This is a genomic window from Pleomorphomonas sp. T1.2MG-36 (genome assembly GCF_950100655.1).
Lineage (GTDB): Bacteria > Pseudomonadota > Alphaproteobacteria > Rhizobiales > Pleomorphomonadaceae > Pleomorphomonas.
Window position 1 is genome coordinate 847,533 of sequence record NZ_CATNLY010000001.1, and the last position, 21,496, is coordinate 869,028.

Sequence of the window (21,496 nt, forward strand, 5' to 3'; positions counted from 1 at the left end):
CGTGGCCGCCAATTTCGAAACCTGAGCGCGACCGTTGCATTGTGGCAACAAAGCGGCGGGAAGGCGGAACCAATGCCGGAATTCCGCGTATAAGCGCTTGAAGGTCCACGACGCACTCTGCATCGTTCTTTTGTCAGTTTCGTGTTCGGCGCGGAATTCCGAGTCGAACCCCAGTTTTGTTGTGCCCCTCCCCTCAAACCTTCGGATTCGGTTCTTTCACGATGATGAGAAAGATACTTCTCCTGGCGGCGGCTACACTAGTGGCCGTGCCGCTCCATATGGGTGCCGCTCGTGCCGAAGAGGCAACCGTTCGCTTCTGGGATCCCGCCTCGGGCGGTTTCCAGACGATCACGCGCAAGCCTTCTGCCCGTTCGATGGAAAGCCCGGTCAAGAAGGAACTGATCGACTACGCCGGTCCCTACGGCAACGGAACGATCATCGTCAACACGACCGAGCGTCGCCTCTACTACGTGTTTGGCGACGGCACGGCGATGAAGTACGGCATCGGCGTCGGCCGCCCCGGCTTCACCTGGCAGGGCACGCACCACATCACCCGCAAGGCCGAATGGCCCGGCTGGACCCCGCCGCCGGCCATGCGCAAGCGCCAGCCCAAGCTGCCCTATTTCATGCCGGGCGGCCCCGACAATCCGCTGGGCGCCCGCGCCATGTACATCGGCTCGACCATTTATCGCATTCACGGGACCGCTGAGCCGTGGACCATCGGTCAGGCCGTGTCGTCGGGCTGCATCCGCATGACCAACGACGATGTCGCCGATCTCTACGAGCGCGTCGGCGTCGGCACCAAGGTCGTCGTCGTTCGCTGACACTATTGGTGACGTAATTCAAAACGCCGTCGCGGCAGGCCCGCGGCGGCGTTTTCACATCCGGTCGGAGACGTCAGCGCGTGAGACCCTTGGCTTCGAGCTCGGCGAGATAGGCCGCGAACAAGGCCTCCCTGTCGCGACCGGTCTCGTAGAGGATGGTCCATGTATAGAGGCCGCTGTCATGGCCGTCGTCGAACACCAGACGAACGGCATAGGAGCCGACCGGCTCGACGGCGGTAATCGTGACGTTCTGCTTGCCGGTGACTGTGACGCGCTGGCTTGGCGCATGGCCCTGAACCTCGGCCGAGGGCGAGTTCACCCTCAGCAGTTCGGCAGGAATGACAAAGGACTTGCCGTCCTCGAAAGACACCGCCAGCGAACGCTTGTCGGCGGAAAGGCGGATTTCGGTGGGCCAAACGGCCATGACGCACTCCGATCGAACGTAAGGGAACCGGGATCGGTGCATACATAGCGCCGGTACGCGCCGGCACCAAGCGCCGTAAGGGCATATCCGGCCGGAGCGAAACGGCGATCGACGGAGCCAAGCCTACAAAATGGAGCTCAAGACGGCACCACGCAGGCCCACAGCCGCGGCCCGTATGCCGGCGCGGCCTAGGGAGTGTCGTGGCCGCGACGCCAGCCGGTGTCGTCGTTGACGGCGTTCGCCAGCCGATCTCCGAGCCGGCGGAGATGTTTGACCGAAGCGACGGCATCCGGATAATTGGCGTCGCGCCAGACCTGGAACTCCTCCTCGGGCATCGGCTTGGCGAAGTGATAGCCCTGCACCAGACAGCAGCCGAGACGCCGCACCAGGTCCAACTGATCGGCCGTCTCGACGCCTTCGGCCACCACCTCGCAATCGATGGCCTTGCCGATGCCGATGATCGCCGACACCAGGGATTCCATCTGGCAGTTGCCCGCCAGCGCGGCGATGAAGGTCTGGTCGATCTTCAAGCGGTCGGGCTTCAGCTGGGACAGATAGGCGATGTTGGAATAGCCGGTGCCGAAGTCATCCAGTGCGACATGCACGCCGAGCGCCTCAAGCCCCTTCAGGTTGCGCGTCACCTCGATGTTGTTGCCCAGGATGACGCCTTCGGTGATCTCGAGTTCGAGCCGATCGGGGCTGACGTTGTGACGGCGAAGGATGTCGCGGACCTGTCCGACGAACTCGCGCCGCTGGAAATGCATTGCCGAGACATTGACGGCGGCGATCGGCGGATACTGCCAGATCGTCGCCCATCTGGCGGCGGTACTGACCGCCTCTTCGATGACGAAGTTGTCGATCTCGATGATGAGGTCGGACGCTTCGGCCGCTGGAATGAACTCGCCCGGCGGCACCTGCCGGCCGGTCTCCTTGTCCGTCCACCGGATCAGCGCCTCGGCCGACGGAACATAGCCGCGCTCCACATCGACCTGCGGCTGCCAGTAAAGGGTGAGCTCGCCGTCGCGGAGAGCTGCCCGCAGCCGCTCGCGCAATGCCAGAACCTTGTGGCGTTCGTTGAGGATGTCGGTGTCGTAGAACTGGAGACGCGATTTGCCGCGCGACTTCGCCTTGTAGAGCGCGAGGTCGGCGAGCTGCAGCACCTCGTGAAAATCGCGGCTGTCCGAAGGCCAGACGGCGGCGCCGCCCGAGCAACGGACGTCGATGTCGGTATCGCCGAAGCGCACGACCGATTGCAGGCGCTGGAACGACGCGCGCAGCAGCGTCACCGCGCCCGCCTCGACGAAGCCATCGGTGGAGACCACGACCACGAACTCGTCGCCACCCCAGCGCACCACCAGCGCATCCTGGCCGAAGGACGCGACGAGATTGCGCACGAAGACCTTCAGCACATGATCGCCGGCCATGTGGCCCAGTTCGTCGTTGACCTCCTTGAAGTTGTCGAGGTCGAAGACCATGACCGCCTTGGTGGCCTGCGGATCGAAATGGATGCCTTCGATCCAGCGTTCGAAGGCCCGGCGGTTGAGCACGCCCGTGGTGACGTCGTGGTCGGCGCGATAGTTGGCCTGCCAGGTGGCCCGACGGTTGAGCACGAGTAGCGCAAGCATCGAGACGATGGCCCCCACCAGCGCGATGGAGAGCTTCAGCATGGCCGAGTAGCTCGCCGCCAGCGTCTCGCCCTGCAAGGCGATGTAGCGCGTCCCCTGCTCCGACATGTTCTCCTGAAGCAGGCGGAACTTTTCCGACAGGCGCCTGAGGTCGCCGTCGAGCGCATTCAGGATGGCGGAATCGTCGGGGCCGACGCTCGCAAATGCAATGCTCAGTCCGGAAGCCAGTTCGGCGATGCTGTCGATCTGGGTGATCAGCGCGGCATCGCCCGGCATGATGAAGGAAGGACGCGCGTTCTCGATGGTGGCGAGCAGTCGTCCGAGCGCCTCGCGGATATCGTCGGCGTCTTCGGCGGTAAAGCCGAGGATCAGGCGGTTGCCGAGCTTTCGGCGCGACATTTCCACGAGCTTGGCCTGATCGCCGATGTCGCGGCCGGCCTGAATGGCCTCGCTGGCGTTCGACGCCTCGATGCGTTCAAAGGTGCGATAGGCCTCAAGGGCGGAGTTTTCGGCGAAAACAAGCAAGACGGCGGTAAAGATGATCGGCAGCAGATTCGCTACCCGTCGCAGGACTTCGGCTTTGCGGATACGCAGGAACGCAAGCAGGTTCATGCCGCCACCTCTCGGCGGCGCTTGCCTTGTCTTGCTGTCTCCTCCCAGCCGAACCGCGACATGTCCTCACGCCCCGTCCACAAGCATGAAGAGCAACTCTAGGGGCGAACCGTTTCAGAAGTCTTTCCTTGATAGGACATTTAGCGGAGGGCGTTATCCAATCGTCTAACTTGTGACGCTCAGCTGATCGACTGGGCAACCACGATGAAAAACGGCAGCAGCATTACGCCCGAACAAAGACTCCAGGCCCCGGCGATCGCCGTCGATGCCACCAGCCAGCCGAGATTGCGATGTTCGATCCGCCGGCCGCGGATGGCGTTGCGCATCAGGATGGCCGGGCCGGCGAACATGATCAGAAAAGTCTGGGCAATACCAAGCAGAATGGTCTCCGCCTGCATCTCGAAACGGGCCGGCTTGGACGTCACCAGCTGATAGAGCGACGACAGAACACCGGCCAGGACAAAGCCCAGAGCGATCGAAAAACAGGTCACCAGAATCTCGACATCCATTGCTGTTAACCCCGCCTTAACCCTGATCCGAAATGAAACAATAAGCACTGATCTGTCTGCAACGTGGCAAGGCGCGGGCCGCGATGGCGCGCACCGGTCCAGATGGCGAAACGGGCGGAGTTCAGCGGCGCATCCGGACGGTCGATGACGACGGTCCGGGTAACCTGTTTCAATTCGGGAGGCGGTCGTGACCCACTACGCGGCATATCAGGACGAAAGCCTTCTGCGCCCCGTCCGGCGCCCGGCCCGCCGCCGCACCAGCGCGACGGCGTGGTTCCTGCGGGCCATCCTGACGTCTTTCCTGCTTGCCGGCGGCGTGATGCTGGTCAACCTGCTGATCGGCCTGTCGGACAGCTTCGACAGCCGCGACGGCCGCTCGACCGATCCGGCGCCGGTGACGCTGTTCATCGGTCAGCAGCGCCTGATGATTCCGGCCAACATGTTCCGCTTCCCCGATCAGAGGAACGTCGGGCCGCACGACCGGATCGATCTTGCCGTCCACTTCCCGGAGATGGCCGGCTACACGCGTGCCTTTCGCAAGGACTTCCTCGATCTCGGCGCCAATGCGCCCATCGTCTACCTGACCATCCGCACGCGCGACACGCCGACCGACAGCGTCGGACGCCTGATCAACGTCTACCAGCACTTCTTCGCGGAGGGGACCATTCCGGCGCCGGCCGGCCTCGTCGGCCACCAGATGTCCGAGGAGTCGGGCCTGAGCGGCGAGGAGGTGTTCTTCGAGGCGGGCTCGACCAATCCGTTCACCACGCACTGCACGGCGCCCGACGACAGCGAGTATCCCGCCTCGTGCATCACCGAGATTCACGCCGGCACCGACCTTTCGGTCCAGATCCGCTTTCGCAAGGGACTGCTCGCCAACTGGGACGGCATCAAGAGCGGCGTCCGCGTCCTGCTCCTGTCCTTCGGCGTCACCGCCTGAGAACAAAATGGAGCGGCCCTAAAAAAGAAGCGTCCCCCGTGCTTGAAACGGGGAACGCTCCATGGGCGCTTGCGTCGATGGACCGGCAATCAGTCGGCAATATCCTCGGCCAGGATCGCCATCTGGAAATTGAAAGACTTCTCGTCGTCCTCGTCATCTTCATAGACGACGCCAATGAACTCCTCGCCGACATAGACCTCCGCCGAGTCGGTCTTGCGCGGCCGCACCCGCACGCTGATCGTCGGCGACTGCATCGTCTTGCGCAGGAACTTCTCGATGCGGGCGATTTCGTCTTTGGTCACCTTGGTTCTCCAGTCTGATTGCCGACTGTCGCTAGCGAAGGGCGGCGAGCCGGGCGGCGACGAGTCGCCGGCGTGGGCGTGTTCTGACACGGACGGGCTGGCAAGGAAACCCGTGAAAGGCGGGGCGGTTTCATAGGTCCCGCTCATCTCAGCCTTCGCCGCCCTCCGGCAGGCGCTGCTCCATGGAATGGGAAGGATCGCTGCAACCGGCTTCGCCGATGACGCGCGCCGGCACGCCGGCCACCGTCGTGCCGCGCGGCACCGGCTTCAGCACCACCGAGCCGGCAGCGACGCGTGAGCAACAGCCCACCTCGATATTGCCGAGGATCTTCGAGCCGGCACCGATCATCACGCCGTGGCGGATCTTCGGATGGCGATCGCCGGTCTCCTTGCCGGTGCCGCCGAGCGTCACGTTCTGCAACAGCGACACGTCGTCCTCCACCACCGCGGTCTCGCCGATGACGATGCCGGTCGCATGATCGAAGAACAGGCCGCGCCCGAGCCGCGCGCCTGGATTGATGTCGACCTGGAAGACCTCCGACGACCGGCTCTGCAGGTAGAGCGCCAGATCGCGCCGGCCATGGTTCCAAAGCCAGTGGGCAAGCCGGTGCGCCTCGATGGCGTGATAGCCCTTGAAGTAGAGCAACGGCTCAATGAAGCGGTCGCAGGCCGGATCGCGATCCTCGAAGGCGACGATATCCGACCGGAAGGCGGCGGCGATGCCGGCGTCGTCGGCGACAGCCTCGCGGAAAGCCTGCGCGATCATGGCCGACAGGACGGTGGTGTTGCCGAGCCGATCGGCCACCCGCTGGATGACCGCGTCCTCCAGTCTCACGTGATCGAGCACGGTGAGGTGCATGAAGCCACCGAGCGCCGGCTCGTTCTCGACGACGGCGGTCGCTTCGCGCCGGACGCGCGCCCACACAGGGTCGATGGCGTCAAGCGGACGGCTCACGGATTGGGGGCTGAGGGGCAAAGACGGCTTCCCTTGGCAAAGGCCGGCCTGCCCGCCAAGGGGCCGCACGTCCAGGATTTATGGCTCATGATAATCGGACGGCCGTCCTGGGAAAAGGCCGGAGACGATGCTTTTGTTGCGCAGGAGACAAGCGAAAGGCAAACGGGTTCTCCCGGACCGCCCTCGACCGAAGATACAGCCCTTCCTGGGGCGCGTTGCAGCGCCGCCCAGAGCCACGAAACCCTTGCACGGAGAGATCAGCCACATGTCGGCGCGTCACAAGCACTTGTCCCGAAAAGCCGATTCACAGCGCCAAGATGACCTGACTCGAAGTTGGGCAAGCCATCCCGACCAACGGCCTGAAATGACTCCCATTTAGGCTTGATCGAACCCACCGGTTTTGATTCATTGTCTCAAGCGGCGGCGCACCGGACTCCCGGAAGTTGCAGCCGACGCAGGAAATTGAAGCTTGGCATCGACGGTTATCTTCTCGCAGAAGGAGACCCGGCCGTGCCTGGAGGAGATTGAAAACAAGACATTTCAGACTTTACAGGGCTGAATTGCCGCGCCCTTTTTCAAACTGAAACAAGCCTCAAACATCGCTGCCAATATCTGAGTATGACTATCCATCCTCTTGATATTGCGTGATATTAATGATCTTTCGCAAGTGCCGAGGCAATTGCGAAGCCTAACTCGTCGTCATGTTTTAGAAATTACGTTAACAAAGATCATCAAGCCTTTGTTAACCATACATAATCGCGCCCTCTTCATCCACTCTTTGAATGACCTCAACCAACTTGAGATGAAGACTCTTGGTTGTAGTGGATGGCATTTGGCTCGCATGAAGAGTCTCATGGAAGAGTTACCGATCGGTGAATCGGTCACCTTCGACACAACCCAGCCCGCTCGGGAGTCGAATCCCATCAGGCACTTCGGCGATCAGGCGAGGACATCGTCTCAGGAACGGGCCATCTGTTCGATGGCGGCGAGGTCCATTTTGCCGGTGCCCAGCACGGGCAAAGCATATGTTTTGACGATTTTTCGCGGCACCTGGAGCTCAGGCACACCGTGCTCGCGCGCATAGGCGCCGAGGGCTTCGACACTGGCGTCGCCCGCGTCGGTGACCAGCACCAGCGCTTCGCCCTTGCGTGGATCCGCTATGGCGACCACGGCGTGCGACGAGTTGGGCCAGAGCGAAGCGGCGAAGGCTTCGACGGCGGCAAGCGAGATCATCTCACCTCCGACCTTGGCAAAGCGTCTGGCCCGCCCGAGCAACGTGACGAAGCCATCGTCGTCGATGGAGACGATGTCGCCCGTATCGTACCAGCCATCCGGGTCGTTGCGCACGAGTTCGCCGGGCCGATCTGGAAGATAATACCCAGCCATGATGTTGGGCGCGCGCACATGGAGACGGCCGCCGATCTCAAGCCCCGGCACGGGATCGAGCCGCGCCTCGATACCCGGTAGCAAGCGCCCGACCGTGCCGTCACGGAAGCTGCCCGGATAGTTCACCGACAGAACCGGAGCACACTCGGTCGCCCCGTAGCCTTCGTTGAGCACCACGCCGAAGCGGTCCATCCATAGGGCCCGCGTCTGTTCCTTGACGCGTTCGGCACCGAGGATGGTGAGGCGCACCGAGTTGAAATCTCCGTCCTCGGCCGACCGGGCCCAGCCAGCGGCGAAGGTATCGGTGGAGAGCAACACGGTCGATCCGCTGTCACGCACAAGACCGGGGATGATCTTGTAGTGAAGCGGCGAGGAATAGAGAAAGGACTTGAAGCGACCGAAGACTGGCAGGAACAAACCGGCGGTGAGTCCGTAGGAGTGAAACACCGGCAGGGCGTTGAACAGCGTGTCCTCGGGATGGAACCTGTAGAGCGCCAGGATCTGGGCGACGTTGGACAGGAAGTTGGTCGCGGTGAGCCCCACCCCCTTCGGCGCGCCCTCGGTGCCCGAGGTGAACAGCACGGCGGCGATGTCGCGCGGTGCCCGCCGATAGGGACGATGCAGCGCCCTCGCCCAACGCGCATAGGTGGCTCCAACCGCCTTGTCGAACAGCGACAGACCGGCCCGTACGTCTTCGAGATAGACGATCCGTACCTTGTCCTTGAGGTCGTCGATCACTGGTTCAAGCTTGGCCGTCTTCACGAAGGCGCTTGAGGTGATGACCGTTCGGATGGCGCCGACCCGGATGGCGCCGCCGAGGCCGTGGCTGCCGGCGGTGAAGTTGAGCAGTGCCGGCGTCCGCCCATAGGCGAGAAGCGCAAAGAAGGCGATGGCAACGCCGTTGACATTGGGCAGCAGCAGACCGACGCGCTCGCCTTTCCGGCTGAAGGACGCAAGACGGCGCCCCAGCACGCAGGCGGCGAGCAGCAGGTTCCGGCGGGTCACCGGTTGCCGGTTCTGGTCCTCGATGGCCGCAAGGTCCGGATCGGCCTCCGCGATGTCGATCAAGGCATCGAACAGCGACCGTTCTATGAAGGCCGCATCGAGCCCCGACTCCGCCATCGACTGCCCAAACAGGCGACCGTCCACCACTCCTCCCATGGTTACCTCTTCGTTACGCCATCCTCCCGGCGCACTTGAACTCACAATCGTTTCGCGTGCAAGCACCGGAGATCAGACACTTGGGCGATCCACCGGACTCTTCGCGACAAGGAAACACCTGAATCGGATTCTCAACATGAGAAGGCCGCCCCGGCCACTGAAAGTGGCAGCGGAGCGGCCGACATGATTCAGAACTTCAACAAACTACAAAAATACGAGCTATATCAATTGGATGACACGTATTTCCCAACTTCGTCGATAGCGCAGATGATGTGATAGAACGTCGAAGCGGGTGCCGGCTCGATCACGAACGAACCGTCAGGATTCATGCGATCGCGCCAGAGGCCCGGCGTGTCGACATCGAAATAGCGCTGCAGCGAACGCGCGGCCACCGCCACCTTCCTGAGATGATCCTCGCGGTCCGCCTCGTCGGTCGCAACGGCGGCCAACGCCACGTTCCCCTTCATCCGCTCGGTCTGCGACCACATGCGCGCCGTGCCGTCGTGAATGGTGAGATCGTCGAGAAGGCCCATGATGGCCACCTGCTGCGGCACGTTGATGCCATGCGCCTCGCCCAGCTCGCAGAGGCGCCGCGCCGCGGCAACGGCGTCCGGACGCTTGCGCGACGTGCCCCAACGGGTGAGCAGCCAGGCCCATTCGAACTGATGGCCCGGCTCGCAGATACGCCCCTCGATCCCACCGACGACGGACCAGTCGGCGTTGAAGAACTCCTTGAGCCAGCCCTCCTTGGGGTCGAGGAACTTGGAGAGGCAGAGCTCGGCGATCTCGTCGGCGAGCCGGCTCCACGTCTCGTCGCCGCCCACCTCTTCCCAGGCGAGGCAGGCTTCGAACATGTGCATGTGCGGATTGGCCTTGAGCGGCAGGGAACGCGGAATGGACTCCTCGAAGCCGGCGATCGAATTCTTGTAGTCCGTCATCAGGAGCGTCCGCAGCTTCACCGCCGCCGCCTCGACCGCCGTGCGGTCCTTCACCGCCGACGCCGCAGCGGCCATCGCGAACAAGGCGAAAGCCTGATCGTAGAGACAGAAGGTATCGTCCTTGGGTGAACCGTCGGCATTGGTCACTATGCGCACGGCGCCGTTCGGCAGCACGCACTTCTCAAGGAAGTAATCGAGCCCCTCCTCCACCGTACGCTCCCAGGGTCCGGTCCAGCCGAGCCGACCGGCCAGGGCGAAGGTGAAGATCTGCCGCGCCGTCACGCGCACACGGCGTGGCGCCGGCGTGATCTCGCATCTGAGCCCCAGCACCTCGTGGAAGCCGCCATTGACGTGATCGACGCCGAAGGCCCACCAGATCGGCAGCGCCTCGGTCATCAGCCACGATCTCAGCTCCTCGGTAACGGCGGCAAGTTCGCGATGGGCTTCGGAATGACTCATGGCAATCTCCTTAAGAAAACGGATCACACCCGGTCACGACTAAACGCGGCAAGGCGCCGATCGGATGCGGCAATGAACGACGGATTGGCAAAATCGGCAAGCCCGGGACGCCCCCGCTTGCCGTAGGGGAACGGCGCGCCGTCCGGCAACATCATGACGCCGCCGGCCGCCCTCAGCACGGCGTCGCCGGCCGCCGTGTCCCACTCCATGGTGGGACCGAAACGCGGGTAGACGTCGGCCTCCCCGGCGGCGATCAGGCAAAACTTCAGCGACGATCCGACCACACGCCGGCCGGCCACCGCAACGGTCGGCCTGAAGGCGTCGGTTGCCGCCGTGGCGTGGCTGCGCGAGACGAGCAGCGTCGCCCCCTCGGCCGGGAGCGCCCGCACCCGAAGCGACTTTCGCTCGCCGGGTGCATTGCCCTCGACCGCCATTTCCCAGGCCCCGTCGGGACCACCCGCGAACAGGCGCCCGACCGCCGGCGCGTAGACCACGCCCATGACCGGCTGGCCATGCTCGATCAACGCGACGTTGACGGTGAAATCGCCGTTGCGGCGGATGAACTCCTTGGTGCCGTCGAGCGGATCGACCAGGAAGAAACGATCGGCGGCGGGCGGCACCCGGCCGGCCGACACGCTCTCCTCGGCCACCACCGGCACCTCCGGCGCAAGCCGTTCGAGCGCGGCGAGCAGTACGGCCTCGGCCAATCCGTCGGCTTCGGTCACCGGCGATGCATCGGCCTTGAAGGCAACGTCGATCGGCCGGGAGTAAACGTCGAGGATGATCCGTCCGGCCTCGATCGAAGCGGCGATCAGGCCATCTAGCAGTCGCGGGCTGGCGATGGTCATGGGCGCTCCGGGCCACGGTGAATCGTGGCCCGCATGTGGCAGTGCGGGCCGGACGTGTCAATCGATGCCGCTATCACTCGGCGTTGCGCTTCGCCCACATCGCCTTGAATGCCGGACGAGCCTGGCAGCGCTCCAGCCAGGCCTTCACCTTCGGATAGCCCTCAAGCAGTTCGGGATGGCCCTGCGCGTAACGGACGATCTCGGCGAGCCCCAGGTCGACAACCGTGAAGCGATTGCCGACGACATAGTCCCCGCCGGCCAGATGCTTCTCGAAGGCCGACAGCGGCCGCTTCAGCGATTCCCCGATGCCGACGAGCCGCTTCTTGCCAGCCTCGGTCTTCCACTCGCCGCTCGCGTCGCCCTGGGTGACGACCACGGTGATCGGCTCCACCGCCGTAGCCCCCCAGAACAGCCACTGTAGCATGCGCCCTTCCTCGGCGAGATCGGCCGGCGCCAGCCCGCCTCCCTGCTTCTTTGCGAGATAAAGCAGGATGGCGAGGGATTCGGTCAGCACGAGGCCGTCATCATCGATCGCCGGAACCTGTCCCATCGGATTGATGGCGAGGAATGACGGCGTCCAGGTGTTGACCGGCGCATCGGCGGCCAACGGATCGGGCACCTTCCGGGCCTGAAGCACCGGCTCCTTGTGGAACGCCAGCCCAAGTTCCTCGCAAAGCCAGTAGAGACGCGACGCGCGCGAATTATAGACGCCGTAAATGGTCAGCATGACAGAGCGCTCCAGTTTGCCCGGCACTGTGGAACCTTCGCCGATGTTTGGCAATCGGCGCCGCTCGCTCTCGGAGGAAAGCCGCTCGCAACCGTGCCAGCCGTGCTACCGTCCAGCCATCCGGAAAAGGAATGCGTCGTCATGAAAAGCCTTCTCCAGCTCTGGCAGACCTGGGCCATCCTGTCGGCCATCTGCGCGGCGGCCACGGCCATACTCGCTAAAGTGGGCGTCGGGGCGATAAGTTCCGACCTCGCCACGCTCATTCGCACCGCCGTGGTGCTGGCGCTCGCCGCAGCCGTGGTCTCCGTCAGCGGCGGCTTGTCGCAAATCGCCACCGTTCCCGGCCGCGCCTGGCTGTTTCTGGTCCTGTCGGGCCTTGCCACCGGCGCGTCCTGGCTCTGCTATTTCCGCGCGCTCAAACTCGGCGAGGCATCGCGCGTCGCGCCCGTCGACAAACTGTCGGTGGTGTTCATCGCCATTTTGGCCGCCCTGTTTCTCGGCGAACGCCTGTCGCCGCAGGCAACCGCCGGCGTCGCACTGATCGCCGCCGGCGCCGTGCTGGTCGCCTGGCAATGAGGGGTTTGCCGGCGGTCTGCGCCCTCGGCAGCCAAGCCTTTACACTGACTGACAATTGCGAGTAACAGAAAGCCCGCTTCTCTGCCGGATTCTCCGGTGGAGACTTGACCGGCGCCGACGGGGCGGCATCCTCCTTTCGGATGATTTAGTAAAATTTTACTACCCGGGATGGTCATTTGGCCGTAGACTGGATCGGTTGATCGGCGTTTGGGCAACTGGGTGAGAGTGCACCGATGGTCACGATCAAGGAAATCGCCAAGGCGGTCGGAGTTTCCTCCGCCACCGTCTCTCGCGTCCTCAACTACGACGCCACGCTGTCGATCACCGAGGCGAAGCGGCAGGCGATCATCGAAACCGCCGAGGCGCTCAATTACCTGACGCCGCGCAATCGGCCGCGTCCGCACCGTCCGCAGGCGTCAAGCGACCACGCCGGCGCCCGCATCGGCATCGTGCACTTCCTTCGCCCCGAAGAGGAGTTGGCCGACCCCTACTACATCGGCGTCCGCATGGGCATCGAGGCGAGAGCCCGCGCCAATCGCGTCGAGGTTCAGGTCATCTACCGTTCCACCGAACTTCCGCCGGCCGAGGATCTCCAGGGGGCTGCCGGCATCATCGCGCTGGGCATGCATACCGACGCCGAAATCGACTGGGTACGGCACATCAACGCCAATCTGGTGCTGGCCGATTTCGCGCCGAACATCGACCTGTTCGATATCGTCGCCTGCGACCTGTCCTTCGCCATGGCGCGCCTTCTCGATCGGCTCCACGCCGCCGGATACCGGCGCTTCGGCTTTCTTGGCGACGACCGCCCCTCTGGGAACGTGCTCTATCCGTCCAACGAGGAGCGTGCCAGGACCTTCCGGGAATGGACAGAGAAGAAGGGCCTGTTCAATCCGGCCCACTACATGCTCGCCGAACGGCTCCGCTTCGAAAGCGGCTATCGCCTCGCCTGCGAGCTGATGGCCAAGACCGACCTGCCGGAGATCGTCGTCACGTCCAACGACAACGTTGCGATCGGTGCCTATCGCGCCATCCAGGAGCGCGGCCTGCGCATCCCCACCGACATTGCCGTGGCAAGCTTCAACGACATTCCGGCCGCCCAGTTCCTGGCGCCGCCGCTGACCACCGTTCGCATCCCCGCCGAGCGCATCGGCGAGAACGCCTTCGACCTCCTGATGGAGCAACTCAACGGCCGCGACTACGTTAAGCGCGTCACCATCGCCACCGAACTCATCTGGCGCGACAGCTGCCGCCGCCCCGACGGCGAGGCGTGAGAAGCAGGGCCGCTGCGAGCCTTATCGACCGCGCCCGAACATGGCCGCAGTGCCGCGCGGCCGTCCGTACCTATCCTAATTGGTCATCCCGCTGCGATTGGCTTTTGCCTTCGGGGCTAGTAAACTATTTACCTCCGAACCCGACATCCCCGCGACGAAAAGCTGGTAAAATTTACTAAATAATATCTTGCGTCGGGTGAGCGAGTATCAGATAGTGCCCCCGAGAGGCTGAGGACGCCTCGGACACGTGTGTGGAGGAAAACTGCATGAACCGCAAAACCGTCGCGCTCGCCTTTGCGGGCGCCAGCCTGTTTGCCATCACGGCCGCCCAGGCCGCCGAGATCACCGTGTGGTGCTGGGACCCGAATTTCAACGTCGCCATCATGAAGCAGGCCGGCGAGATCTACGCCAAGAGCCATCCGGACTTCAAACTCAACGTCGTCGATTTCGCCAAGGCCGACCTTGAGCAGAAGCTGCAGACTGGCCTCGCCTCCGGCGTTGCCGACGGCATGCCCGACATCGTCCTCATCGAGGATTACGGCGCCCAGAAGTATCTGCAGTCCTTCCCCGATTCCTTCGCCCCGCTCAGCGACAAGGTCGACTACAAGGGCTTCGCCCCCTACAAGGTCGCCCTCGCCACCCTCGACGACAAAGTCTACTCCATGCCCTTCGACTCGGGCGTGACCGGCTTCTACTATCGCAAGGACCTGCTGTCGCAGGCCGGCTTCCAGCCCGCCGACCTCCAGGACCTGACCTGGGACAAGTTCATCGAGATCGCCAAGGTCGTCGAAGAGAAGACCGGCAAGAAGATGATGGCCTACGATCCGAATGATGCCGGTCTGACCCGCATCATCATGCAGTCGGCCGGTGGCTGGTACTTCGACAAGGACGGCAACCTGTCGATCGAAGGCAACCCCGCCCTCAAGGCCGCGCTCGAGGTCATCCAGAAGATCCAGACCGCCAACATCTTCCGCCCGGCCGCCGGCTGGGCCGACTGGGTCGGCGCCTTCACCGGCGGCGAAGTAGCGTCCGTCACCACCGGCGTGTGGATCACCGGCACCGTCAAGTCGCAGCCCGAGCAGTCCGGCAACTGGGGCATCGCTCCGATTCCCAAGCTGACCATCGACGGCGCCACCCACTACTCGAACCTCGGCGGTTCGAGCTGGTACGTCCTGTCGGCCTCCGCCGCCAAGGACGAGGCGATCGATTTCCTGAATGAAGTCTACGCCAAGGACGTCAATTTCTACCAGAAGATCCTCGTCGACCGGGGCGCCGTCGGTTCGCTGCTGGCGGCCCGCGATGGCGAAGCCTACAAGTCGTCCGACGCCTTCTTCGGCGGCGAGCCCATCTGGCAGACCTTCTCCGACTGGCTGTCCAAGGTCCCGTCGGTCAACTACGGCACCTTCACCAACGAAGTCGACTCCGTGGTTGCCGCCCACCAGCCCGAGCTCGCCAAGGGCACGTCGGTCGACGACGTGATCAAGGCGATCAACGAGCAGGCCCAGACCCTCGTTCAGTAATGATCTGGTGGCGGGCGGCCCACGCCGCCCGCCACTTTGCCCCGGTTTGCGTCATCGCCGGCACCGCCGGTGACGAACGCCACGCACGATGGCGGCCGCCACCGCTCTTCTCACGCCATGACGGGCGAAGAGCCGGCCAATCGCAGCGCCTCAAACATACCCGAATAATCGGCGCCTCCCCGTCCGGGCCGATACGCCCGCCGGAGGATGCCCGAGAGCCCCGCTCTACCGGAACGGTGACCCATGTCAGCAATCTCCCCGCGGCGAATGAGGCCGCGCTTCGACGTCAACGGCTGGCTGTTCGTCGGCCCCGCGCTGGCGTTGATCGCCACCTTCATGATCTTTCCGGTGCTGCACTCGCTGTGGATGTCCTTTCAGTCCGGCCTCGGCTTGCGCCTGTCCTTCGCCGGTCTCAAGAACGTCAACCGGCTGTTCAACGACCCGCTGTTTTTCATGGCGCTGAAAAACACCTTCATCTTCTTCCTGGTGCAGGTGCCGGTGATGCTGACGCTGGCGCTGGTCACGGCGTCGCTGCTCAACAATCCCGATCTCAAGTTTCGCGGCATCCTGCGCACGGCCATCTTCCTGCCCTGCGTCACCTCGCTGGTCGCCTACACGGTGCTGTTCAAGTCGATGTTCGTCGCCAATGGGCTGATCAACACGACGCTGATCAACCTCGGCATCGTCGACACCGGCATTCCCTGGATGACCGATCCGTTCTGGTGCCGGACCATGATCATCATCGCCATCACCTGGCGGTGGACCGGCTACAACATGATCTTCTACCTCGCGGCCATGCAGAACATCGACCGGTCGGTCTATGAGGCCGCCCGCATCGACGGCGTGCCGACCTGGGCCCGCTTCCTGCACCTCACCATTCCCATGCTGAAGCCGGTGATCCTGTTCACCACGGTCACCTCCACCATCGGCACGCTTCAGCTGTTCGACGAAGTGTCGACCATCACCGGCGGCGGTTCGGCCGGCGGCGCGGCGGGCCCCGGCAACTCGGCGCTGACCCTGTCGCTCTACATCTACAACCTGACCTTCAAGTTCGCGCCGAACTTCGGCTACGCCGCCACCGTCTCCTACGTCATCGTCATCCTGGTGGCGATCCTGTCCTTCCTGCAATTCTATGCCGCCCGGGAGCGAAAGGCATGATCAGCTACGGCTTCAAGCAGCGGTTCTCGTCCGTCGTCGTCTACGTCTTTCTGGGGGTGATGGCTTTCCTGTCCGTCTTCCCGTTCCTGTGGATGGTCATCGGCGCCACCAACACCACGTCCGACATCATCAAGGGCAAGATGAGCTTCGGCGAAGCGCTGCTCCTCAACGCGACGACCTTCTTCACCCAGGTCAACGTGCCGCTGATCTTCTGGAACTCCGCCAAGATCACCATCATCGCCACGGTGCTGACGCTGCTGATCTCCTCGCTCGCCGGCTATGGCTTCGAGATCTTCGCGTCGCGCTTTCGCGAGAGGCTCTACACGCTGATGCTGTTGACGCTGATGATCCCCTTCGCGGCGTTGCTGATCCCGCTGTTCATGCTGATGGGCAAGTTCGGCCTCATCAACACCCATATCGCGGTTGTGCTGCCCACCATCGCCTCGGCGTTCATCATCTTCTACTTTCGCCAGTCGACCAAGGCGTTCCCGCACGAGCTGCGAGACGCGGCGCGCGTAGACGGCTTGAAGGAATGGCAGATCTTCTTTCTGATCTACATGCCGGTGATGCGCTCGACCTACGCGGCGGCCTTCATCATCGTCTTCATGACGGCCTGGAACAGCTACCTGTGGCCGCTGGTCGTGCTGCAGTCCAACGAAACCAAGACCATCACGCTCGTCATCTCCTCGCTCGGCTCGGCCTACTATCCCGACTACGGCGCCGTGATGATCGGCACGGTCCTCGCGACCATTCCCACCCTCTTCGTCTTCTTTGCCATGCAGCGCCAGTTCGTCGAAGGCATGCTCGGCTCGGTCAAGTAACAGGTTCAAAATGCGCAAGACCATCAACTGCAACACCGGCTGGACGTTCCACGAGGGCTTCTCCGCCGATTTCGCTGCCGCCTTCCGCAAGGGCGAGGCGGTCAACCTACCGCACAACGCGGTCGACCTGCCGTACAACTACTTTGACGAAACCTGCTACCAGCGGCCGTTCACCTACCAGAAGGTCATTGCCTGGCGGCCCGAGTTCGAGGGCCGCGAAGTGGCCCTGGTGTTCGACGGCGCCATGGCCGACAGCGTCGTCTACGTCAACGGCGAAGAGGTGGTGGCCCATCCCGACGGCTACACGCCGTTCACCGCCCGACTGACCGAACGCCTGGTCGAGGGCGACAACCTCGTCACGGTGAAGATCGACGGCTCCGAGAACCCGGCCATTCCGCCCTTCGGCGGCCAGATCGACTATCTCACCTACGCCGGCATCTATCGCGACGTCTGGCTGCACGTGACGGCCCCGGTCTATATCGGCAACGTCAAGATCGAGACGCCCGACGCGCTCGCGTCGAAGAAGACGGTAAAGGTCCGCGTCGACATCGCCAATCCGCGCGGGCTGAAGCTGGCCGGCCGGGTGTCGGTGACGCTGAAGGATGCCGCTGGCAAGACCATCGGCAGCGCCGACGCCTCCTATGCCAATGACAGCGTGACGCTGGAGATCAAGAATCTCGATGGCATCGCCCTCTGGGACATCGACAATCCGAACCTCTACGAGGCGGCGGTCGATCTCGTCCACGAGAGCGGCGACGATGCCTGCTGCGTCAACTTCGGCTTCCGCTCCGTCGAGTTCACGCCCGAGGGCTTCCGCCTCAACGGCAAGCCCCTCAAGCTGCGCGGCCTCAACCGCCATCAGGCCTACCCCTACGTCGGCTACGCCATGGGTCGCCGCGCCCAGGAACTCGACGCCGAGATCCTGAAGAACGAGCTGAAGGTCAACGTCGTCCGCACCTCGCACTACCCGCAGTCGCCCTGGTTCCTCGATGCCTGCGACCGCCTCGGCCTCTTGGTGTTCGAGGAAATCCCCGGCTGGCAGCATGTCGGCGACGAGAAGTGGCAGGCGCTGGCCATCGACAACGTGCGCGCCATGATCGAGCGCGACTGGAACCATCCGTCGATCATCATCTGGGGCGTCCGCATCAACGAGTCGCAGGATTTCCACGACTTCTATTCGGCGACCAACAAGCTTGCCCACGAACTCGACCCGACGCGCCAGACCGGCGGCGTCCGCTACATCACCGACAGCGAGTTCCTGGAAGACGTCTACACGATGAACGACTTCATCCAGGGCAACGAGGAACTGCCCGGCGCCAACCGGCCGCGCACCGCGCTCCGCCCCGTCGGGGAGATCACCGGCCTCAAGAAGCCGGTGCCCTACATGGTGACCGAGTTCAACGGCCACATGTACCCGACCAAGCGCTATGATCAGGAGCAGCGTCAGGCCGAGCACGTCACCCGCTATCTCTCCATCCTCAACGCCGTCTATGGCGACCCGAACATCTCCGGCTCCACCGGCTGGTGCATGTTCGACTACAACACGCACAAGGACTTCGGCTCCGGCGACCGCATCTGCCATCATGGCGTGATGGACGCCTGGCGCGAGCCCAAGTTCGCCGCCTGGGTCTACACCAGCCAGTGCGATCCGTCCGACGAGGTGGTGCTGAAACCCGTCACCTACTACGCCCGTGGCGAGCGCAACATCGGTGGCATCCTGCCGCTGATCGTGCTGACCAACTGCGACGAGGTGGAACTCCAGTACGGCCCGGACATCGTCAAGCGCGTCAAGCCCGACCGCGAGATCTACCCGCATCTGCCGCACGCCCCCGTCGTGATCGACCATCGCGCCTTCTCGGCCGAGGAACTCGGTCTTTGGGGCATGAAGTGGGAAGAGGCGACCGTCACCGGCTTTGTCGGCGGCAAGCCGGTCAAGACCGTCCGGTTCGCCTGCGACCCGGTGCCGACCACGCTGGAAGTCCAGCCCGACTGGACCGAGCTTTCGGCCGAACCCAAGGACTCGGTCCGCGTCATCGTCCGCGCGCTCGACCAGCTTGGCAACCTCATGCCCTTCCTCGACGAGGCGGTTCATGTCACGGTCAGCGGGCAGGCAAAGCTGCTCGGTCCGTCGGAGATGGTGCTGAAGGGCGGCGCCATCGGCTTCTGGCTTGAGACGACCGGCGGCGCCGGCGACGTCGTCGTCAAGGTCGCCTGCCATCGGTTCGGCGAAACCACCCTCACCCTCAAGGCCGGCTGACGGCACAACCGATCGAAGCGGAAAACAACATCATGAGCGAGGTTACCCTCAGGGACGTGAGGAAGTCCTTCGGCGCGGTCGAGATCATCAAGGGCGTCGACCTCGACATCAAGTCGGGCGAGTTCGTGGTCTTCGTCGGTCCGTCGGGCTGCGGCAAATCCACGCTGCTGCGCATGATCGCCGGCCTGGAGACCATCAGCTCCGGCGAGCTCGACATCGGTGGCGAGAGGATGAACGATGTCGATCCGTCGCAGCGCGGCATCGCCATGGTGTTCCAGTCCTATGCGCTCTATCCGCACATGACCGTGCGCGAGAACATGGGCTTCGCGCTTCGCTTCGCCAAGCTGTCCAAGGAGGAGATCCGCAAGCAGGTCGACGAAGCCGCGCGCATCCTCGAACTCGAACCGCTGATGGACCGCAAGCCGAAGGCGCTCTCGGGCGGCCAGCGCCAGCGCGTCGCCATCGGCCGCGCCATCGTTCGCCATCCGAAGGTGTTCCTGTTCGACGAGCCGCTTTCCAACCTCGACGCCGAGCTGCGCGTGCACATGCGCATCGAGATCGCCAAGCTGCACCGCGATCTCGGCGCCACCATCGTCTACGTGACGCACGACCAGGTCGAAGCCATGACGCTGGCAGACAAGATCGTCGTGCTGAGGTCCGGCATCGTCGAGCAGGTCGGCGCGCCGCTCGAGCTCTACGACAACCCCGCCAACCTGTTCGTCGCCGGCTTCATCGGTTCGCCGAAGATGAACTTCCTGAAGGGCGTGATCGAAGGTGGCGGCGCCGGCCGCGCCGATGTTCGCCTGCCCGACTTCGGCGGTGCCGTGGTGCCGGTGGCGCTGAAGGGCGACGCTCCGGCCGCCGGTACGCCGGTCACCCTGGGCATCCGTCCGTCGCAGTTTGCCGAGGGCGGCGACGCGGCGCTGCCGGTCACCGTCGACATGATGGAGCACCTTGGCGCCGAAACGCTGATCTACGCCCGCTCGGCATCGTCCGATCTGGTGACCATCGCCAGTCCGACCCGCCCGAACCTTCAGATCGGCGACACGCTGACCGCCCGCTTCCCGTCGTCCGGCGCGCTGCTGTTCGGCGCCGATGGCAAGCGCATCTACTGACAGCACCCTCCACCGTCGGCACAAGGCAAGGCCGGAACCCTTCGCAGGGTCCCGGCCTTTTCATTGGTCGGAGAGGACGATGCTTGGCAAACAGGAGGCTGGAACGCCGATCTGACTCAATCGGATCGAACGGCGCTCTTGGCATCGACGGCGCTTCGAGCGGGAATGGCGGCCTGGGCGCCGGGGGAAAGACAGGCGAGCGCGCCCGCCACAGCTGCCCGCTGTAGGGAGACGACGAAATCGTCGCCGGCATCGAGGCCGGCTGCCAGATAGCCGCAGAAGGTGTCGCCTGCGCCGACCGCGTCGACAGGAACGATCCGTGGGCTGTCCACCCGGATGATCTCGCCGTCCGAGATGGCGATAGCTCCCCGTTCGCCAAGGGTGACGACGACGGTGCGGCCATTTTCTCCATGAAGGCGACGCAAGGCGTCGATGCGAGCCTCGTCGCCTTCCAGCTTCGACCCGACAAGGCAGTCGAACTCGGTCTCGTTGGCGACGACGATGTCCGCAAGGCGACCAAGCCGCGCCGCCTCGGCGGTAAGCGGCGCCAGGTTGAGCAGCGTGCGGACCCCGGTCCGCCGTGCCGCCGCAAGTGCGGCCTCGACGCTGGCCTCAGGAATCTCCAGCTGCATCATCATGAGGTCGCGCGGCCCGCGTCCCATGACCGCCGCCTCGGCATCGGCTGGCGTCAGCGCGCCGTTGGCGCCGGGAATGACGGTGATCATGTTCTCGCCGCCGGCATCCACCAGGATGATGGCGGTTCCCGTCGGTCCGGCCACGGTGCGGACGAGCGACAGGTCGACGCCGCTATCCCCGAGAAGCGCAAGGGCCTGTCCGGCGAAGCCATCATTGCCCACCGCGCCGGCAAAGCGCACCTCGGCGCCGGCCCGCCGGGCGGCCAGGGCCTGATTGGCGCCCTTGCCACCGGGCGTTGTGACAAAGCCGTTACCCGCCACCGTCTCCCCGGGATGGGGCAGACGCTGCGCGGTTGCGACGAGATCGATGTTGACCGAGCCAAAGACGGTTATCATGAGGTCCCATCCAGTTCGCCGGCGTCGACCGTGG

19 protein-coding genes are annotated in these 21,496 nt (G+C 64.0%); 9 read left to right on the forward strand and 10 right to left on the reverse strand.

Features of this window, described 5'->3' with window-relative positions:
* Window positions 1-224 precede the first annotated feature (224 nt).
* The gene (locus QQZ18_RS03955; RefSeq protein ID WP_446728607.1) at window positions 225-824 is read left to right on the forward strand and encodes a L,D-transpeptidase; all 600 of its coding nucleotides are present in this window, start codon (window positions 225-227) and stop codon (window positions 822-824) included.
* A gap of 73 nt (window positions 825-897) precedes the next feature.
* Here the strand turns inward: QQZ18_RS03955 and QQZ18_RS03960 are convergent, their stop codons facing one another.
* The 3 genes from QQZ18_RS03960 to QQZ18_RS03970 all read right to left on the reverse strand — a co-directional run bounded on the left by QQZ18_RS03960 (window position 898) and on the right by QQZ18_RS03970 (window position 3,994).
* Window positions 898-1,248, reverse strand: coding sequence for a DUF971 domain-containing protein (locus QQZ18_RS03960; RefSeq protein WP_284538097.1), 351 nt, complete (start codon window positions 1,246-1,248; stop codon window positions 898-900).
* Between the two features lie 188 nt (window positions 1,249-1,436).
* On the reverse strand, window positions 1,437-3,485 hold the full coding sequence (locus tag QQZ18_RS03965) for a putative bifunctional diguanylate cyclase/phosphodiesterase (protein WP_284538099.1): 2,049 nt from the start codon (window positions 3,483-3,485) through the stop codon (window positions 1,437-1,439).
* 179 nt (window positions 3,486-3,664) lie between these two features.
* Entirely contained in the window at window positions 3,665-3,994 is a 330-nt protein-coding gene (locus QQZ18_RS03970) for a DUF6949 family protein (RefSeq protein ID WP_284538101.1), read from the reverse strand.
* Window positions 3,995-4,181: 187 nt separating this feature from the next.
* Between QQZ18_RS03970 and QQZ18_RS03975 the strand changes: the two genes are divergently transcribed.
* Entirely contained in the window at window positions 4,182-4,934 is a 753-nt protein-coding gene (locus QQZ18_RS03975) for a hypothetical protein (protein ID WP_284538103.1), read from the forward strand.
* A gap of 89 nt (window positions 4,935-5,023) precedes the next feature.
* On the opposite strand, the gene QQZ18_RS03980 is transcribed toward QQZ18_RS03975, so the two are convergent.
* The 6 genes from QQZ18_RS03980 to QQZ18_RS04005 form a co-directional block, all read right to left on the reverse strand.
* Window positions 5,024-5,236: a DUF3126 family protein gene (locus QQZ18_RS03980; RefSeq protein ID WP_284538105.1), complete on the reverse strand. Its 213-nt coding sequence runs from the start codon at window positions 5,234-5,236 to the stop codon at window positions 5,024-5,026.
* A gap of 148 nt (window positions 5,237-5,384) precedes the next feature.
* Entirely contained in the window at window positions 5,385-6,191 is an 807-nt protein-coding gene (gene cysE / locus QQZ18_RS03985; protein WP_284538107.1) for a serine O-acetyltransferase, read from the reverse strand.
* Window positions 6,192-7,148: 957 nt separating this feature from the next.
* The gene (locus QQZ18_RS03990) at window positions 7,149-8,738 is read right to left on the reverse strand and encodes an AMP-binding protein (protein WP_284538109.1); all 1,590 of its coding nucleotides are present in this window, start codon (window positions 8,736-8,738) and stop codon (window positions 7,149-7,151) included.
* Between the two features lie 224 nt (window positions 8,739-8,962).
* Window positions 8,963-10,135, reverse strand: coding sequence for an AGE family epimerase/isomerase (locus QQZ18_RS03995; protein WP_284538111.1), 1,173 nt, complete (start codon window positions 10,133-10,135; stop codon window positions 8,963-8,965).
* Between the two features lie 23 nt (window positions 10,136-10,158).
* The gene (gene cysQ, locus QQZ18_RS04000) at window positions 10,159-10,983 is read right to left on the reverse strand and encodes a 3'(2'),5'-bisphosphate nucleotidase CysQ (RefSeq protein WP_284538113.1); all 825 of its coding nucleotides are present in this window, start codon (window positions 10,981-10,983) and stop codon (window positions 10,159-10,161) included.
* Window positions 10,984-11,056: 73 nt separating this feature from the next.
* Entirely contained in the window at window positions 11,057-11,710 is a 654-nt protein-coding gene (locus tag QQZ18_RS04005; RefSeq protein WP_284538115.1) for a glutathione S-transferase family protein, read from the reverse strand.
* Window positions 11,711-11,851: 141 nt separating this feature from the next.
* On the opposite strand from QQZ18_RS04005, the gene QQZ18_RS04010 reads away from it, so the two are divergent.
* The 7 genes from QQZ18_RS04010 to QQZ18_RS04040 all read left to right on the forward strand — a co-directional run bounded on the left by QQZ18_RS04010 (window position 11,852) and on the right by QQZ18_RS04040 (window position 20,431).
* A complete protein-coding gene (locus tag QQZ18_RS04010) occupies window positions 11,852-12,286 on the forward strand; it encodes an EamA family transporter (RefSeq protein ID WP_284538117.1) in 435 nt (144 codons plus the stop codon).
* Window positions 12,287-12,519: 233 nt separating this feature from the next.
* Window positions 12,520-13,560 (forward strand): LacI family DNA-binding transcriptional regulator, encoded by a 1,041-nt coding sequence (locus QQZ18_RS04015; RefSeq protein ID WP_284538119.1) that lies wholly within the window; start codon window positions 12,520-12,522, stop codon window positions 13,558-13,560.
* 266 nt (window positions 13,561-13,826) lie between these two features.
* Window positions 13,827-15,080 carry an ABC transporter substrate-binding protein gene (locus tag QQZ18_RS04020; RefSeq protein ID WP_284538121.1) on the forward strand — a complete coding sequence of 418 codons (1,254 nt, stop codon included), beginning with the start codon at window positions 13,827-13,829 and terminating at the stop codon, window positions 15,078-15,080.
* A 243-nt stretch (window positions 15,081-15,323) separates the two neighbouring features.
* A complete protein-coding gene (locus QQZ18_RS04025) occupies window positions 15,324-16,238 on the forward strand; it encodes a carbohydrate ABC transporter permease (RefSeq protein WP_284538122.1) in 915 nt (304 codons plus the stop codon).
* Complete coding sequence (locus QQZ18_RS04030; RefSeq protein WP_284538124.1) at window positions 16,235-17,059, forward strand: carbohydrate ABC transporter permease; 825 nt, start codon at window positions 16,235-16,237, stop codon at window positions 17,057-17,059. The genes QQZ18_RS04025 and QQZ18_RS04030 overlap by 4 nt, the downstream gene beginning before the upstream one ends.
* 10 nt (window positions 17,060-17,069) lie before the next feature.
* A complete protein-coding gene (locus QQZ18_RS04035; RefSeq protein WP_284538126.1) occupies window positions 17,070-19,316 on the forward strand; it encodes a glycoside hydrolase family 2 protein in 2,247 nt (748 codons plus the stop codon).
* A gap of 32 nt (window positions 19,317-19,348) precedes the next feature.
* Entirely contained in the window at window positions 19,349-20,431 is a 1,083-nt protein-coding gene (locus tag QQZ18_RS04040; RefSeq protein ID WP_284538128.1) for an ABC transporter ATP-binding protein, read from the forward strand.
* 116 nt (window positions 20,432-20,547) lie between these two features.
* Here QQZ18_RS04040 and QQZ18_RS04045 read toward each other — a convergent pair whose 3' ends face one another.
* Window positions 20,548-21,462 (reverse strand): ribokinase, encoded by a 915-nt coding sequence (locus tag QQZ18_RS04045; protein WP_284538130.1) that lies wholly within the window; start codon window positions 21,460-21,462, stop codon window positions 20,548-20,550.
* Between the last annotated feature and the right edge of the window lie 34 nt (window positions 21,463-21,496).